General features: G+C 37.2%; 15 protein-coding genes. All 15 read left to right on the top strand.

All coding sequences use genetic code 11. The annotated features are described in order from the left end of the window. Positions 1–33: 33 nt before the first annotated feature. The 15 genes from ID741_RS02420 to ID741_RS02350 all read left to right on the top strand — a co-directional run bounded on the left by ID741_RS02420 (position 34) and on the right by ID741_RS02350 (position 15,719). The gene (locus tag ID741_RS02420) at positions 34–375 is read left to right on the top strand and encodes a YlbF family regulator (protein WP_438718942.1); all 342 of its coding nucleotides are present in this window, start codon (positions 34–36) and stop codon (positions 373–375) included. A 140-nt stretch (positions 376–515) separates the two neighbouring features. Then, on the top strand, positions 516–956 hold the full coding sequence (locus ID741_RS02415) for a LytTR family DNA-binding domain-containing protein (protein ID WP_438718941.1): 441 nt from the start codon (positions 516–518) through the stop codon (positions 954–956). Next, entirely contained in the window at positions 953–1,360 is a 408-nt protein-coding gene (locus ID741_RS02410) for a hypothetical protein (protein ID WP_438718940.1), read from the top strand. Before ID741_RS02415 ends, ID741_RS02410 begins: the two co-directional genes overlap by 4 nt. Before the next feature lie 104 nt (positions 1,361–1,464). Continuing rightward, complete coding sequence (locus ID741_RS02405; RefSeq protein WP_438718939.1) at positions 1,465–2,412, top strand: sugar-binding transcriptional regulator; 948 nt, start codon at positions 1,465–1,467, stop codon at positions 2,410–2,412. A gap of 162 nt (positions 2,413–2,574) precedes the next feature. Next, entirely contained in the window at positions 2,575–3,375 is an 801-nt protein-coding gene (locus tag ID741_RS02400; protein ID WP_218327550.1) for an SDR family oxidoreductase, read from the top strand. An 11-nt stretch (positions 3,376–3,386) separates the two neighbouring features. After that, positions 3,387–3,800, top strand: coding sequence for a PTS sugar transporter subunit IIA (locus ID741_RS02395; protein ID WP_438718938.1), 414 nt, complete (start codon positions 3,387–3,389; stop codon positions 3,798–3,800). A gap of 2 nt (positions 3,801–3,802) precedes the next feature. Continuing rightward, the gene (locus tag ID741_RS02390) at positions 3,803–4,291 is read left to right on the top strand and encodes a mannose/fructose/sorbose PTS transporter subunit IIB (protein WP_218327548.1); all 489 of its coding nucleotides are present in this window, start codon (positions 3,803–3,805) and stop codon (positions 4,289–4,291) included. Between the two features lie 18 nt (positions 4,292–4,309). Continuing rightward, positions 4,310–5,122, top strand: a complete 813-nt coding sequence (locus tag ID741_RS02385) for a PTS mannose/fructose/sorbose transporter subunit IIC (protein WP_438718937.1) — start codon at positions 4,310–4,312, stop codon at positions 5,120–5,122. 12 nt (positions 5,123–5,134) lie between these two features. Then, complete coding sequence (locus ID741_RS02380; RefSeq protein WP_438718936.1) at positions 5,135–5,998, top strand: mannose/fructose/sorbose PTS transporter subunit IID; 864 nt, start codon at positions 5,135–5,137, stop codon at positions 5,996–5,998. Between the two features lie 19 nt (positions 5,999–6,017). Continuing rightward, a complete protein-coding gene (locus ID741_RS02375; RefSeq protein WP_438718935.1) occupies positions 6,018–7,244 on the top strand; it encodes a zinc-binding dehydrogenase in 1,227 nt (408 codons plus the stop codon). 124 nt (positions 7,245–7,368) lie between these two features. Continuing rightward, positions 7,369–8,496 carry a serine hydrolase domain-containing protein gene (locus tag ID741_RS02370; protein WP_438718933.1) on the top strand — a complete coding sequence of 376 codons (1,128 nt, stop codon included), beginning with the start codon at positions 7,369–7,371 and terminating at the stop codon, positions 8,494–8,496. 81 nt (positions 8,497–8,577) lie between these two features. Beyond that, the gene (locus tag ID741_RS02365; RefSeq protein WP_438718932.1) at positions 8,578–9,753 is read left to right on the top strand and encodes a metallophosphoesterase family protein; all 1,176 of its coding nucleotides are present in this window, start codon (positions 8,578–8,580) and stop codon (positions 9,751–9,753) included. Then, positions 9,743–12,358 (top strand): AAA family ATPase, encoded by a 2,616-nt coding sequence (locus tag ID741_RS02360; protein ID WP_438718931.1) that lies wholly within the window; start codon positions 9,743–9,745, stop codon positions 12,356–12,358. The genes ID741_RS02365 and ID741_RS02360 overlap by 11 nt, the downstream gene beginning before the upstream one ends. Position 12,359: 1 nt before the next feature. Further along, entirely contained in the window at positions 12,360–13,304 is a 945-nt protein-coding gene (locus ID741_RS02355) for a 3'-5' exoribonuclease YhaM family protein (protein WP_218327541.1), read from the top strand. A gap of 18 nt (positions 13,305–13,322) precedes the next feature. Then, a complete protein-coding gene (locus tag ID741_RS02350; protein ID WP_438718930.1) occupies positions 13,323–15,719 on the top strand; it encodes an HAD-IC family P-type ATPase in 2,397 nt (798 codons plus the stop codon). The last annotated feature ends 27 nt before the right edge of the window (positions 15,720–15,746 follow it).

The following is a 15,746-nucleotide window of genomic DNA, read 5'->3' as shown; positions in this document are numbered from 1 at the left end:
TGTAAATTTCTTTAAGAAAAGGTGGATATAAGCATGGCAAACATTTATGATTCAGCAAATGGATTAGAACAAGAATTACGAGAATTAGACGAATTTAAAGCATTAGAAGCAGCTTTTGCAACATTACAAGCAGACGAAGCAGCTTTCGCTTTATTCAAAGAATTCCAAGAAATGCAACAAATTTTACAAGAAAAACAAATGAATGGTGAAGCTTTCACTGATGAAGATGCAGACAAAGCGCAAGAAATCGCAATGAAAGTCCAACAAGAAGCATTAATCAACAGCTTGATGGAAAAAGAACAAGCATTCAGCGTAATTATCAACGACTTAAATCGCATCATTATGACACCGATTCGTGATCTTTACCAAGGCTAAGCAAAACTTTTGTAAGACTAGGACATTTTTGTTCTAGTCTTTTTTTGTTGCAACAAAGGAAGCATCTTTTGCAACAAACTAAAAAACAGAAGCTTCTGGTTTAGTTTAATGCTAAATTATCAATACAGAGGGGGAGCAAGATGAAAATTAATTGGTTGTGGGATAAAAACTATCCAAAAGAAGAACTGGGAGTAACACTACATCCAGTCAATGAAAAGTTGACCAACAAACTTCAGTCATTGTTTACAAAAACGGTTGAATTAGAAGTCATTCAACCAGTAAATGAACGACGCTTTAAAATAGATTCTCAAACGATCTTTATGATTGAAGCGATGGACCAGTTATCAAAAGTTTATACAAATGATGATCAAGTGTTTTATTTGAAAGGTCGTTTGAAAGATTTTACTGATTTACAAGCAGTTCAACTTTTTCGGATTAATAACTCAGTCATTTTAAATTTGGCGCAAGTGACTAGTTTCAAAAATGGTCAGTATGCCAGGCTAGAAGTATTTACTAAAAATGGACAAACTTTTTCAGTCAGTCGTCATTACGCAAAACAAATCAAGGAGGCATTACAATGAAAAATTTAAAAAATCAGTTTATGCAAGCAGCGTTTTTAACTACGGTATGGTTATTAATCATCATCAATCTCGGCTTTGGCAATCCACGAGTACAATTTTCTTATTTTTGGCATATTATTGTTATCGCAATAATTATCGGTGGTGTTTTTGGCGTAATTTATCCTTATCTTTGGAATTTTGGGACATGGTCGGCACCGGTGAATATTGTGATTACAACTTTGATAAATTTTGCTGCTGGTTATTTAGCAGTTTATCTATTCTCAGTGGAAATGTTTCAAATTATCTTGCCATTTTGGGGATTATTTTTATTGATTAGTCTAGTTTTACACGTAATTGGTTTTTATTTTTACCGTAAATTTCAAAATAAAAAGATAGTGGAAGAATTGAATCAGTTAACTAAATGATAAAAAAAGGCTTGGCAGTTCGAACAACTTCACAATTGTGCAATAAAAAGGTATAATCACATTAGTTACAATTATGCACAAACGTGAAAAGGTGGGATGTCGTTTTGAGTACGGAAGAAGATAAATTATTGGTTAGAATTGCCGAAATGTATTACCAAGAAGATAAAAATCAAAATCAAATTTCTAAAGAACTAAATATTCACCGTAGTACCATTAGCCGTTTATTAAAACGATCGAGAAATGAAGGAATCGTGAATATCTCCATCAACTATGATAAGGCTGGTTCCTATCACATTGAAAAAGAGTTACAAGAGAAATTTGGATTAAGAAAAGCGATCATTGTACCAGCGGCGAACGACTTAAGCCGCGGACAAAAAGATCTTTTATTGGCTGACGGTTTGGATTCCTATTTGAAGGAAATTATTGCTGATGATATGATTATCGGGTTTTCGTGGGGCGAGACCATGTCTGCCATTCCTTCGGGGTTGACGGATCATCATGCTTCAAATATTTTATGTGTACCTATGATTGGTGGGCCCTCTGGCAGATTAAGTAGTGATTTTCACGTTAACACTATCACTTATGAAGCCTCAAAAAAATTAAATGGACGCGCATTACTAATTGATTCGCCAGCTTTTCCTGAGACGGTCTCACTAAAAAAAGCGTTGATGGAAAATGAGTTTAATCAAGAGTTAATTACCTATTGGCGCAGAATTGATATTGCTATTTTAGGAATTGGCTCACCTAGTTTAAAAGCTAGCGAAAGTTGGAAACAATTTTATGGCGAAGATGTGCTAGCTTATTTGGAAGGAAAAAAAGTTATTGGTGATGTAGTATCTCGGTTTTATAATATTACTGGTGAACATATTGAAAATGAATTGGATGAGCGTCTGATTGGCATTGATGGCACAGATTTAAAACGTGCTGCCTATCGGATTGGTGTTGCTGAATCAGTGGAAAAAGCCGATTCTATCGCTGCAGCTTTAAAGGGTGGCTACATTAATGTATTAGTGACTACCGAAGAAACAGCCAAAGAAGTTTTAAAGAGATGAGTGGTTTAAAAACCGCTTATTTTTTTTGCTTAAATCTGCACATTTGTGATTTAAGAATAAAAAAAGTGAAAATAGTTATTGACAACGATTACATAAGGGATTAAACTAACTTATAACAAATGTTAAAACGAAATCACAAATGTTAAAAAGGTGGGCGAAAAAATGGATTGGTTAGAAATTAGTGGAAAAACAGCGATTGTGACAGGTGGTTCTTCAGGAATTGGTGCATCGATTGTCGAAGAATTATGCGAGTTAGGGGTTAACGTGGTAAATGCCGATATTCAAGCAGGCAAGTTTAGCCATGAAAATTTATTATTTAGCCAAACGGATGTGACTCTAGCTGATTCAGTCAATCAAACAGTTGATCTAGCCGTGGAAAAATTTGGAAGAATTGATGCCTTAGTTAACAATGCAGGCGTAAATATTCCAGCACTTTTGGTAGATGAAAAATTAACAGACGATGGTAAGTTTCAAGTGAATGAACGTATTTTTAGCAAGATGGTTGATATTAATTTAAAGGGTGTTTATTTAATGGCACAAGCGGTCGGTAAGGTTTTAGTGAAACAAGGTGATGGCGTGATTATCAATATGTCTTCTGAATCTGGTCTGGAGGGTTCTGAAGGTCAAAGTGTGTATGCTTCAACCAAAGCGGCAGTAAATAGTTTGACACGGTCATGGGCGAAAGAATTAGGAAAAAAAGGTGTACGAGTAGTCGGAATTGCTCCTGGCATTATGGAAGAAACAGGTTTAAGAACCATTGATTATGAGACGGCCTTAGCCTACACCAGAAGTATTACAGTAGAAGAATTACGAGCAGGCTATACCAATACCAAAACAATTCCTTTAGGACGAGATGGAAAATTATCTGAAGTTGCTGATTTAGTTGCTTACTTTATGTCCAATCGTTCAAGTTACATCGCTGGAGTGACCGTCAATGTAGCTGGAGGAAAAACCAGAGGATAAGGAGTTTAATTATGAATAAAGTCATTTTAGTTGCCCACGGAAAATTGGCACATGAAATGAAAAATTCAGCCGAAATGATTTTTGGTGAATTAAAAGATTTTCAGACAGTCGAGTTTCTAAATGGCGATGGTTTACAGACCTTACAGGAAAAAATTAAAGAATCAATGACGGACGCAGCCAATTATTTAATTCTATGTGATTTATTTTGTGGGACACCGTATAACGCCAGTTGTGGATTAGTGTTAGAACAGCCCGATCAAAAAATTGAAATTGTATCTGGAATGTCATTACCTTTAGTTTTAGAAGCAGCTAGTATGCTGGAAAATAGTCAGTTATCAGAAATTGTTACTCACCTGACGACTATTCCTAGTCAAACAGTTCAAGCTTTTAGTCAACAAGTAATCGAAGATGAGGAGGATTTTTAAAAATGAAAATTAAACTATCAAGAATTGATGATCGCCTGATCCACGGGCAAGTTGCCACTGTTTGGGCAAAAGAAGCGGGAGCTGGTCGCATTATTGTAGTCAGCCAGGAGGTTAGTGAAGATGATATTCGTAAAACCTTAGTGAAACAAGCAGCACCACCGGGAATTAAGGTGAACATTGTCGATCCGGAAAAAGCGGTAAAAGTATACAACAATGCTAAATATGCTGACGAGACGGTTTTCTATTTATTTACCAATCCAATGGAAGTGGTAACTATGATTGAAGCGGGAATTCCAATTCAATCAATTAATATCGGCGGAATGCAATTTAAAACAGGTAGAACACAAGTTACAAAAGCTGTTTCAGTGGATGAAACAGAAGTGGCAGCCTTTAGAAAATTAGCAGAGATGGGTGTTGAACTAGATTTACGAGTGGTGGCAACTGATCCAAAAGGAGATTTTGAAGGGAAATTAAAAGAAGCGGGGCTTTAATCAGAGGAGGAAGTGTAAATGGAAATATCAACTCTACAAATTGTACTTATTTTTATTTTTTCATGTATCTGCGGAATGGGCAGTGTGCTAGATGAATTTCAGACACATCGCCCACTGATTGCTTGTACGATAGTTGGTTTAATTTTAGGGGATGTTCAAACAGGTATTATTTTAGGCGGTACGCTGGAATTAATTGCGCTAGGTTGGATGAATATCGGAGCAGCTCAATCACCCGATTCTGCGCTGGCTAGTGTCATTTCAACGATTTTAGTAGTAGTAGGGCAGCAAGATATTCAATCCGGCATTGCGATTGCTTTACCGGTCGCAGCAGCTGGTCAAGTCTTGACGGTAATTGCCCGCACTATCACAGTTGCATTCCAACACGCAGCAGACAAAGAAGCTGAAAAAGCCAATTTTAATAAAATTATTTTCATACACTTTAGCGCCTTATTTGTACAAGCGTTACGGGTTGCAATTCCAGCTACTATCGTGGCGACCTTCGTTAATGCGCAGATGGTGACTAAAATGTTAGATATGATTCCAGATGTTATTACTGGTGGTTTGGCCGTTGCCGGTGGCTTTATCGTAGTGGTAGGTTACGCGATGGTCTTAAATATGATGAGCGTTGCTTATTTGATGCCATTCTTCTATCTAGGTTTCGTTTTAGCTGGTTATCTTGATTTTAGTTTGTTGGCATTTGGGGTTGTCGGATTAATTACAGCTTTGATTTACATTCAATTAAATCCTAACTTCAAGAAAAATGAAGTACAAGGAAATTACGTAGCAGCCGTTGTCGCAGGCGAATTAGCTGACGATGAGTTAGAAGACTAGGAGGAAGATCAAATGGAGATAACCGAAACAGTAAAAACTAAAAAAAATATTTATTCGCAATCACAATTAACTAAAAAAGATTTAATGACAACTTTTGTTTTTTCAAACTTCCAACAAGCTTCTTTTAACTACGAACGAATTCATGCATTAGCTTTTTGTGTTGATATGATTCCGACAATCAAACGAGTTTATCACACGAAAGAAGAGCAGGCTGAAGCTTTGCAGCGACACATGACCTTCTTTAATACGACACCAGCTGTCTGTGGACCAGTAATTGGTGTGACGATGGCGATGGAAGAAGCCAAAGCAACTGGGGCAGATATTGATGCGGGTACCATTAATAGTTTGAAAGTTGGTTTGATGGGGCCTTTAGCAGGGGTAGGCGATCCACTTGTGTGGGGAACTTTACGGCCGATTACAGCAGCATTGGGTGCTTCGTTAGCCTTAAGCGGAAATATTATGGGACCAATTTTATTCTTCGTGGCCTTTAACGCTGTTCGATTATCGATGAAATGGTTTGGTTTAACTTATGGTTTCAGCAAAGGAATGGACATTGTTAAAGATTTATCGGGAAATTTATTACAAAAATTAACCGAGGGTGCAACTATTTTAGGACTATTTATTATGGGTGTCTTGGTAACTAAATGGACAACAATTAATATTCCATTGGTGGTTTCTCGAACACCAGGTACCGATGGCAATACGGTAATCACAACTGTTCAAAATGTTTTAGATGATTTGGTGCCAGGTTTGCCGGCATTAGGTTTAACTTTGTTAATGATGTATTTATTAAAGAAAAAAGTCAGTCCGATTGTTTTGATTTTTACATTATTTGCTGTCGGGATTATTGGTTACTGGTTAGGTATTTTAGCATAAAAAAATGGGGGATTTAGTCATGAAAACAAAAGCAGTTCGCTTATATGGAAAAAAGGACTTGCGTTTAGAAGAATTTGAATTACCTGAAATTAAAGAAAATGAGATTTTAGCTTCAGTTGTGACAGACAGTATTTGTATGTCCACTTGGAAACTGGCCAATCAAGGAGCAGATCATAAAAAATCACCGAACGATTTGGCTGAAAACCCCATTATTATTGGACATGAATTTTGTGGGGAAATTCTAGAAGTTGGGGGTAAATGGTCTCACAAATATAAAAAAGGTGAACGTTACGTTGTTCAGGCAAATTTACAACTGCCAGATCGACCAGATTGTCCTGGTTATTCTTATCCTTATACGGGTGGTGATGCGACGTATATTGTTATTTCAGAAGATGTGATGAATCAGGATTGTTTAATTCCATATAATGGAGAAACTTATTTTGAAGGGTCATTAATCGAACCGTTGTCTTGCGTAATCGGTGCTTTTGAAGCAAATTATCATACTAAAAATAGTAGCTATGAACACCACATGGGAATCAAACCCGATGGAAATTTGTTAATTATGGGTGGAACCGGTCCAATGGGATTATTGGCGATTGATTATGCACTAAATGGACCAGTCAAACCTAAAAAAATTGTAGTGACTGATCAACATGACGATAAATTAAATCGTGCAGCTAAATTGTATCCTAGTCAAAATGGTATTGAAGTTAGTTATGTAAATGTAAAAGATTTACCTAATCAAGCAGAAAAATTATCAGAAATTGTTGGCGGCGGCTTTGATGATATTTTTGTGATGATACCTATCGGAGAAGTGTTGACGGAAGCGACTAAAGCATTGAATCCTGACGGCTGTTTAAACTTTTTTGCCGGACCACAGGATAAAGAATTTACTGCAACGGTGAACTTTTATGATGTTCATTATTCAGCAACGCATTTTGTCGGTACATCTGGTGGAAATACAGAAGACATGCGAAAAGCGGTGGCTTTGATTGAAAATAAACAAGTAAAAGTTGCCAATGTAGTGACTCATATCTTAGGTTTAAATGCAGTGGCAGAAACTACATTAGATCAACCAGCTATCGGTGGTGGAAAAAAATTAGTTTATACCCACAAAAAAGCTGATTTAACTAATCTGGCAGAATTACCAGAAAATAGTCCATTGGCAGAAATCTTAAGTCAAACCGATGGTATCTGGAGTAAAGCGGCAGAAGAATATGTACTAGCAAATTATCCAGAAATTTAAAGTGAACGCTCTTACTACGGTAAGGGCGTTTTTTAACGAACATTTTCGTCACTTCGATGGTTTTTGGGCTGTTAAAAATTTTTCTTGTGATAGGATAAGGAAAATAGTATAAAGAGGCTAGATTATGCGTGGGATAAAAATTTTTTTGACGACATTGACTTTGTTAGGGATGATTCTTTTAGCGGGGATGTTTTTTGCATATCATCCCAAAAAGGAAGTCACCTTAGCGAAAACTGAGCAGACGGAAGAGAAGAAGAGTGTACCTAAGTCTGAAGTGGTTGAAAAAAAAGAAAAAGACAATACGATTGCAGCAGTAGATAAAGCACCAGAATTAAGTGATTATTTGACGCAACAACATTTTTCTGGCACCGTTTTGGTTGTGAAAAATAATCAAGTCTTGTTGAGTAAAAGTTTTGATTTAGCCAATCGTGAAACAAGAGAAGAAAATACAGTGGCAGACGGTTATTATATTGGTTCTGCGCAAAAGGCTATTGTGGCTACGGCCTTATTACAGTTAGAAGAAGCAGGCAAATTAAAAATTACTGATCCGATTGGAAAATATATTCCTGATTTTCCGAATGGAGACAAAATTACCTTAAAAAATTTGTTGAATCACACTAGTGGTATTAATGGTCGTTCTGAAGGCAGTCTAGCAGTTACTCCACAACAAGTTGTGTCAGAAATTGCAGCCAAAGGAATTAAAGAAGAACCAGGAAATTGGTCGTATACAGATAGTAATTATGCTTTGGTAGGCTATATTGTACAAGTTGTTAGTCAGATGGATTTAAAAACATATATTCAAGAACATATTTTTGACAAAGCCAAGATGCAACATGCTGGTTTTGGTGAAGCACCAAGAGATTTACCGGCACCTGTAACTTCCTATCGGGTAAAAGATGGTCAGTATGATCAACAAGTTATGCCAGATATGAGTCAATTATTTGGTGCAGGGGATATGTTTATGACGGCGACAGATTTATATTTATTCGATCAAGCTTTGATGAAGGGAACTTTAATCGATGAAAAAGAACGTACGGAGATGTTAACTTCTGGCAGCAGCTCCACTTACGGAGCAGGATTTTATGCTGAACCGACAAAATATACATCTCATGGGGTTATCGGTGGATTCAATACGATGAATAGTATCAGTCGAGATGGGAAAATTTATGTTGTGCTGTTGGGAAATACTAACCAAACGGATCTAGGTGCTGTAAACAATCATTTATTCGAATTATTGTCAGAAAACCGCTAAATTTAGCGGTTTTTTTCTCAATAAAAATACGAACAAGTTTTCGTTTTTTGTGGTAAAATAAATCAGATTGGGGAGGATAGGATGAAATTTTTACACGGGGCAGATTTGCATTTAGACCGTTCATTTGAAGGGTTAACCAATGTAAAAAATGCCTTTCAACCTTATTTAATGGAAGCAAATCAAAAAATGTTGGAAAATATCGTCGACTTGGCGATTGCTGAGGACGTGGATTTTGTTTTATTGGCGGGGGATACTTTTCATCAACACCGTCCTACTCTGAAAACACAACAACATTTTTTTGCTCAAATGAATTGTTTAGCGGAAAAAAATATTCCAGTGGTGATGAACTTTGGTAATCACGATTATTATCAAAGTCAACGGTATTGGTTTGATTTCCCTGAAAATATGCAGCTGTTTACTGATGAAACAGTAGCCACTAAAAAACTACAATTAAAAAACGGACAAGAAATTGCAATTAGCAGTTTTAGTTTTGAAGGTCCCATCATTGAAGCTGAAAAAATTGATCAGTTTCCTAGAAAAACAAGTAACTTTCATATCGGTATGTATCATGGAGGTCAATTTCCTTATGCGCCTTTTACTACCTCAAAGCTAGCGGAAAAAGGTTATGATTATTGGGCACTGGGCCATATTCATGTACCACAAATGGTTTCTGAAATGCCTCCAGCTTATTATTCGGGAACACCATTAGGTCATACTAAAAAAGAGAAAAATCTAGCAGGTGTATTGTTAGTTGAGGAGCTGGCAGGAAAAATCAAGTTACAAAAAGTACCAGTCGCACCTGTTGTGTGGCAGGAACTGACTATTTCCTTAAAAGAAATTCGTCGTAGTAATCAATTATTACCTTATTTAGTGAGTCAAATAGCGATGACGCAACCGACCCTAATTCAACTTAAATTAACCGATAATCCGACACTGGCAGAAGAAATTCAATATCAATTAGCCTCTGGCGAATTATTGGAAACCTTAAACACTTCTTTACCGGCAGAAATTTTTGTGACTGAGGTTGCATTCACCTCCACGACAAATGAGCGACATTATTTGGCAGTCGATGAGTGCTTAGTGGATCAATTGTTAACAACTTATCAGTCGGAGGCAGTTTTTACAGAACAGTTAGCGGAAGTTAATCCTAAATTACAGGGACTTTTGACAGCTGATTTCCAAACAGAAGTGTTACAAAATGTTCAAGAAAAAATCAAGCAGGCCTATCGCTTCAGGAGGGAAAAAGATGTGGATTAAAAAAGCGGAAATTACTAGTTTTGGTAAATTAAAACAGCAGAAATTTCTCTTTGAAGCGAATAATCAGCTGGTTTTTGGTTTAAATGAAGCAGGAAAATCCACATTATATCAATTTATTCAAGCAATGCTTTTTGGTTTTCCAACAAAGAAGAAAAAAGGTGCTGATTATTCACCTACTGACGGAAGTGGTTTTGGTGGTAAGCTGACGATTGTCCATAGCACTTTAGGAGAAATCCAAATTGAACGTTTTAAAAATAAAAATAAAGGCAAAGCACAATTACGTTTTGCTGATGGAACAGTCGGAGATGAGGGGCGTTTAGTGCAACTGTTGTATCCTTTAAACATCAACTTATTTCAAGATGTATTTACTTTTCAACAGGAACAGTTGCAACAATTAGAGCAGCTGCAAGAAAATAAATTGCATGATGCGCTGATTTCTCTAGGATTATCAGGTAGCAATCAATTGTTCACTCAAAAAAATCAGTTACAGCAACAAGCCGAAACCCTTTATCGACCAAGAGGACGCAAATTACCATTAAATCTTGCCTTGGAAAAACTGGAACAACTAACAGAAAAGATCCAACAAAAAGAGCAACAGGAAAAAAATTTCCAAGAGTTGGTAGTCGCGGCTGATGAAGCTAAAAAACAAGTAACGCATTTATCAACCACTGACCAGGAGTTGCGAAAAAAACAAGTAACACTTGAGCAACAAAGACTGAACTTTGATAATTATCAAGAATTACGTCAATTGCAACAAACAGATCTTTCTTTGACTAGCACTCCAGCTGAACAGACGGCTTTGCAGGAGTATTATCAAACCTACCAGCAATTAATGAAAGAGCAAGAACAACTCCATCAAGCTTTGCAAAAATTCAGTGGTAATCAAGCGTCAGCTCGCTATTATTTTTATTTAGAAAATGAGACAAAAATCAAAGAATTATTGGCGCAACAACTGCCAGTTAATCGTCTGATGGATGAACAAAGTCATAATCAGCAACAGCTGCGAGAAACAACCGATCCTTTCTGGCAGACAAATCTGCCAGAACCTTTTGAAAATGACACAGCCGTATTAAACTTCTTAAAACCAGTAAAAGCGGTGAATCAAGAATTACAAGAATATCAAATTCGGCTAAATTTACTGACAGAACAGCAACAAACAGCGGAAGAGCAGCTAAATGCTTACGAGAAAAAACATCCTGAAGTCTTTAAACCTAAGAAAAAACAACCATGGGGATTTTTGTTAGCTGGTGTGAGTGTGCTAGCCGCGGTATTTTTACCGTCTCCTGTTCGCTTTGTGTTTATTGCAATGGCACTAGTTGCCATTATTTTTGCAATTAAGCCGAAAGTCGCTAGTGGGAATAAAGAAACTTGGCAAGATCGCTTAAATCAATTGGATTTAATCAATGAACAGCTAATGACTGTGAAAAAGCAAGTCGCTATTTTAGCTGAACAACAGAGTAATTTAGCAGCAAATGCTCAGCAGGAATTAAAGCGGCGAAATCTTTCAACAGAATTGGAAGAAGTTCGTTTATTAGCCAGTAATCAAAAAGCGCTGCAATTTTTAAGTCAACGACAAAAGCAAACCAACTTAAAAAAACGCAATCAAGAAATTAATCAGCAGCTGGTACAGCTAACTGCACAATTTCAATTTCTGACAGAGTGGTTACCGCTGCAAGATAAACCAATAGTGGCCCAATTTCAACAATTGAATGATTTTGCGCAAGAAATGGAACAAATTCGCTTTGCGGAAACGTATCAAGAAAATGCAGTCTTACAGCAACGGATTCATCAAAATCAAAAAGAGCAACAATTGTTGTTAAATCAGCACCAGCAATTGTTAAAGAGTAGCGGGTTAAGCTATCCAGCTGAGATTAATGATTATTTGGCGCAGCAACAAAAAATTATGCAGCAGCAACAACGTTTACAAGATTTAAGTCAGACAGTAGCGCCATTGTTTCCAGAAACAGTGGAGTTGACACAAATAAATCAACAAATGATAGCTGTACAACGACAGTTAGAGGAAACTCAGTTGAAGTTGCAACAAGCCCAAGAAAAAGAACAACGCTTGAGAATTGAAATTCAACAGATGCAAAAGGATGGTACGCTGGATCAGTTGTACCAGCAACAAAGTCAGCAACAAGCAGTTATCAGCGACTTGTTAAAAGAATATGCGATAGCAAAAATTGAAGGACAGTTGCTGCAAGATATCGCGACAGAGTTATCTCAACAGCAGTTACCGGAGTTAGTTACTAAAGCAGCGGAATACTTCCAAATTTTAACTGGTAAAAAAGCCTGTTTAGATTTTTATGAGGGAACATTGACAGTCAATCAACGTTCAGTTTATCAATTGTCGACAGGTACTAAAGATCAGCTTATTATGGCTTTTCGTTTTGCTTATTTGGCAGTCGAATCAGCAGATCCAGTGGGGCCAATTATAATTGATGACGGCTGGTTACATTATGATCACCAAAGAAAACGACAATTAGCCGAACTTTTAGCAAAATTTAGTCAAAAATATCAAGTGATCTGTTTGTCATCTGATCAAGAAATGGTAAGCTATTATCAAGAACTCCATCAGACAGTTTGGGAATTGAAGGGAGCATGACATGAAAAAAATTAAAGAGTTGACGGTAGATGAAACTTTTGAGATGTATGTCTTAATTAAAAATGCCGATGTTCGATTAGCAAAAAATGGGAAAAAATTCATCGCCTTTACTTTCCAAGATACTTCTGGCAGCATTGATGGTAAATTTTGGGATGCGTCAGAAGATGAAATTACCCGCTTTAAAGCTGGTTTAGTAGTGGCTTTGAATGGTAAACGAGAAGTCTACCAAGGCAATCCTCAAGTCAAAATTTTACATTTACGGCTGACGCGTCCAGATGAACCGAGTGATCCAGGCTTATATATGGAAAAGGCACCTGTCAAACGAGAAGAAATGGAAGAAGAATTCAATCAAACCTTGTTTGAAATCACGAATGCTCATTGGAACCGAATTGTCCGCTTTTTGTTGAACAAATATCAAAAAGAATTTTTCGACTTTCCAGCGGCAAAGCGTAACCACCATGCTTTTTCTGGTGGATTGGCTTTTCACACCTTGACTATGTTGCGCTTGGGTAAATCTATTACCAAAGAATACCCACAAATTAACGCATCATTGTTATATGCGGGCATTATTTTACATGACTTAGGAAAAGTGTTGGAATTAACCGGTGCAGCAGCTACTGAATATACGGTGGCAGGAAATTTAATCGGTCATTTAGTATTGGTGGACGAAGAAATTACGAAGGCCTGTCTAGAATTAAAGATTAGCGAATTTGATGAAGATGTCGTAGTTTTACGGCATATGGTTTTAGCTCATCATGGCTTATTGGAATATGGTTCTCCGGTACGACCAAGAATTATGGAAGCAGAAATCTTACATCAAATTGATAATATTGATGCTTCAATGCAGATGATGACTAGCGCGGTCAAAAATGCGGAGCCGGGAACATATACGGAAAGAATTTTTGGTATGGATAATCGTAGTTTTTATGTTCCTAAAGATGTTTAAGAAAATGGAGACATGAAGATGGATAGTGAAAATGTAGAGAAAAAAACAGAAACAGAAGAACGTGTAAAAATCGATATTGCTTCACTGTCAGCTGATGAGGTGAAGGAAAAGACGGCTGCCGGTCAGACTAACCAAGTCAAAGAAGATCTCTTGAAATCTGACCGCCAAATCATTCAAGAAAATACGATTAACGTATTTAACCTATTGAACTTAGTCTTAGCAGCATTGGTTATTTTTGTTGGTTCTCCTAAAAATGCGCTGTTCTTTGGTGTAGTAATTATCAATACGTGTATTGGTGTCTTCCAAGAATTAAAAGCCAAACACACCATTGATAAGTTGTCAGTCTTAGCCAAAGCTCAAGCTACCGTTATTCGAGATGGCTATGAAACCTTGGTGGATCAAAATGAAATTGTTTTAGGCGATACGCTACTCCTACGAAATGGCGATCAAATTCCAGTTGATGGCAAAATTATTCAGACAGAAGGTTTAGAGGTCGATGAATCTTTACTAACTGGTGAAAGTGATCGGGTCTCAAAAAATATAGAAGACAAAGTTTTTAGTGGTAGCTTTGTGACAGCGGGAACAGCTTTTTATGAAGCGACAGCTGTCGGAAAAGATAATTTTGCCCAAAAATTAACCCAAGCAGCCAAAAGTAAAAAAAATACTTCTTCGGATTTAGTTAAAATTTTAGGACGAATGATTGCAGTATTAACGGTTTTAATCGTACCTGTCGGTTTAGGGATGATGTATTCTCAATATTTAAGTACAGATTCTTTCAAGCAAGCGGTCTTAGGTACAGTGGCTTCATTAGTTTCCATGATTCCAGAAGGATTGATGTTGTTAACGAGTGTTGCCTTTGCCGTCGGAGCAGCCAATCTAGCGCGACGAAAAGTCTTGGTGCAATCAATGTCTTCAATTGAAACCTTGGCGCGAGTAGATACGATTTGTCTCGATAAAACTGGGACGATTACAGATGGTACCTTGAAATTTGAAAAAGCCATTTTAGAAAAAGTTAGTGGGCAACGTTTTGAACAAATTATGAATGCCTTAATGACCCAATTACCAGATACGAATGCGACAGCCAATGCTTTACGAGAACGCTTCAAGCAAAAAAGTAATTGGTACAAGAAAAAAATTATCCCCTTTTCTTCTGCTCGTAAATGGAGCGGCGTTAGTTTCGAAGATGATGGCAGTTATGTGATTGGTGCACCAGAATTTGTTTTTACTCGGGTACCGGCGATTGTCTATGAACATGCCCAGTCTTTTATGGAAGAAGGCTATCGGATTCTAGTTTTAGCGAGTTATCCGAAAACTTTAACAACTGAATTAACTGAACCAGTCGAATTATTAGCAATTTTAATTATTTCAGATAATTTACGAGAAAATGCAGCAGAAACTTTCGGCTATTTTGAACAACAAGATGTGACTTTAAAAGTTATTTCGGGAGATCATCCATTAACCGTTTCTAAAATTGCACAAAAAGCTGGCATTAAAGATGCTGATAGTTATGTTGATATGTCGAGTTTATTAGGTAGTGAAAGCTATCAAACCTTGGCACGAGAAAATACTGTCTTTGGCCGAGTATCACCAGAACAAAAACAGCGTTTGGTGGAAGCTTTACAAAAACAAAAACATACGGTTTGTATGACTGGGGATGGGGTCAATGATGTCTTGGCACTTCGCCAAGCAGATATTGGTGTGGCGATGGCGAATGGCAGTAGTGCTGCCCGAGCCGCATCAGATGTCATTTTACTAGATTCTGATTTTAAAAAGATGCAGGATGTTTTAAAAGAAGGCCGGCGCGTGATTAACAATATCGAGCGTGTAGCTTCGATGTATCTAGTCAAAACAATTTATTCCGTCATTTTGGCAGTGATTTTCATGCTAGTGACGTGGCCGTATCCATTTGAACCGATTCAATTAACGCCAATAAACGCGTTAACAGTAGGTATTCCGTCCTTCTTCTTAGCTTTGAAACCTAGCTACGAACGAATCAAAGGCGATTTCTTAAATAATATTTTGCGTGTCTCGGTTCCTGGAGCGGTTACGGTGGTCGTAGGAATTATGCTGGCACAATTGGCTGGCTGGTCGTTTAATTTAACGACGTTGTCTACTTCAACGATTTCCGTTTTCTTTACTGGGTGCGTAGGATTATTTGTACTTTACACCGTTTCAAAACCATTTGATCAAAATAAAGTCTTGTTAATTGTAGTCATGTCAGGACTATACTTGGCTTGCTTCTTAGTATTTAGAGATTTCTTTAATTTTGACCAGTTATTGGACCGTGATTTATTCTTTGTCATTCCATTGGCATTTGGCGGATTCTGGTTCTTTAATTTCTTAACTAGCATGATGCATCACGTGGTGAATTGGCGAGGACGCTGGCAACGAAGAAAATTCCGGCCTTTTACTTAAAACAAATCAAGTCAGGAGAACAGAAAA

This window comes from Enterococcus sp. AZ103, from assembly GCF_051714685.1.
Classification (GTDB): Bacteria; Bacillota; Bacilli; order Lactobacillales; family Enterococcaceae; genus Enterococcus_A; species Enterococcus_A alishanensis.
The sequence above is the reverse complement of the archived record's forward strand: the minus strand, read 5'-3'. Positions and strand labels throughout refer to the sequence as shown.

Bases quoted from the DNA above. Each gene is read 5' to 3' on its own strand.
- ID741_RS02410 (WP_438718940.1), top strand. From the start codon at position 953: ATGAAAAATTTAAAAAATCAGTTTATGCAAGCAGCGTTTTTAACTACG.
- ID741_RS02360 (WP_438718931.1), top strand. From the start codon at position 9,743: ATGTGGATTAAAAAAGCGGAAATTACTAGTTTTGGTAAATTAAAACAG.
- ID741_RS02365 (WP_438718932.1), top strand. From the start codon at position 8,578: ATGAAATTTTTACACGGGGCAGATTTGCATTTAGACCGTTCATTTGAA.
- ID741_RS02385 (WP_438718937.1), top strand. From the start codon at position 4,310: ATGGAAATATCAACTCTACAAATTGTACTTATTTTTATTTTTTCATGT.
- ID741_RS02395 (WP_438718938.1), top strand. From the start codon at position 3,387: ATGAATAAAGTCATTTTAGTTGCCCACGGAAAATTGGCACATGAAATG.
- ID741_RS02415 (WP_438718941.1), top strand. From the start codon at position 516: ATGAAAATTAATTGGTTGTGGGATAAAAACTATCCAAAAGAAGAACTG.
- ID741_RS02355 (WP_218327541.1), top strand. From the start codon at position 12,360: ATGAAAAAAATTAAAGAGTTGACGGTAGATGAAACTTTTGAGATGTAT.
- ID741_RS02350 (WP_438718930.1), top strand. From the start codon at position 13,323: ATGGATAGTGAAAATGTAGAGAAAAAAACAGAAACAGAAGAACGTGTA.
- ID741_RS02390 (WP_218327548.1), top strand. From the start codon at position 3,803: ATGAAAATTAAACTATCAAGAATTGATGATCGCCTGATCCACGGGCAA.
- ID741_RS02400 (WP_218327550.1), top strand. From the start codon at position 2,575: ATGGATTGGTTAGAAATTAGTGGAAAAACAGCGATTGTGACAGGTGGT.
- ID741_RS02420 (WP_438718942.1), top strand. From the start codon at position 34: ATGGCAAACATTTATGATTCAGCAAATGGATTAGAACAAGAATTACGA.
- ID741_RS02380 (WP_438718936.1), top strand. From the start codon at position 5,135: ATGGAGATAACCGAAACAGTAAAAACTAAAAAAAATATTTATTCGCAA.
- ID741_RS02370 (WP_438718933.1), top strand. From the start codon at position 7,369: ATGCGTGGGATAAAAATTTTTTTGACGACATTGACTTTGTTAGGGATG.
- ID741_RS02375 (WP_438718935.1), top strand. From the start codon at position 6,018: ATGAAAACAAAAGCAGTTCGCTTATATGGAAAAAAGGACTTGCGTTTA.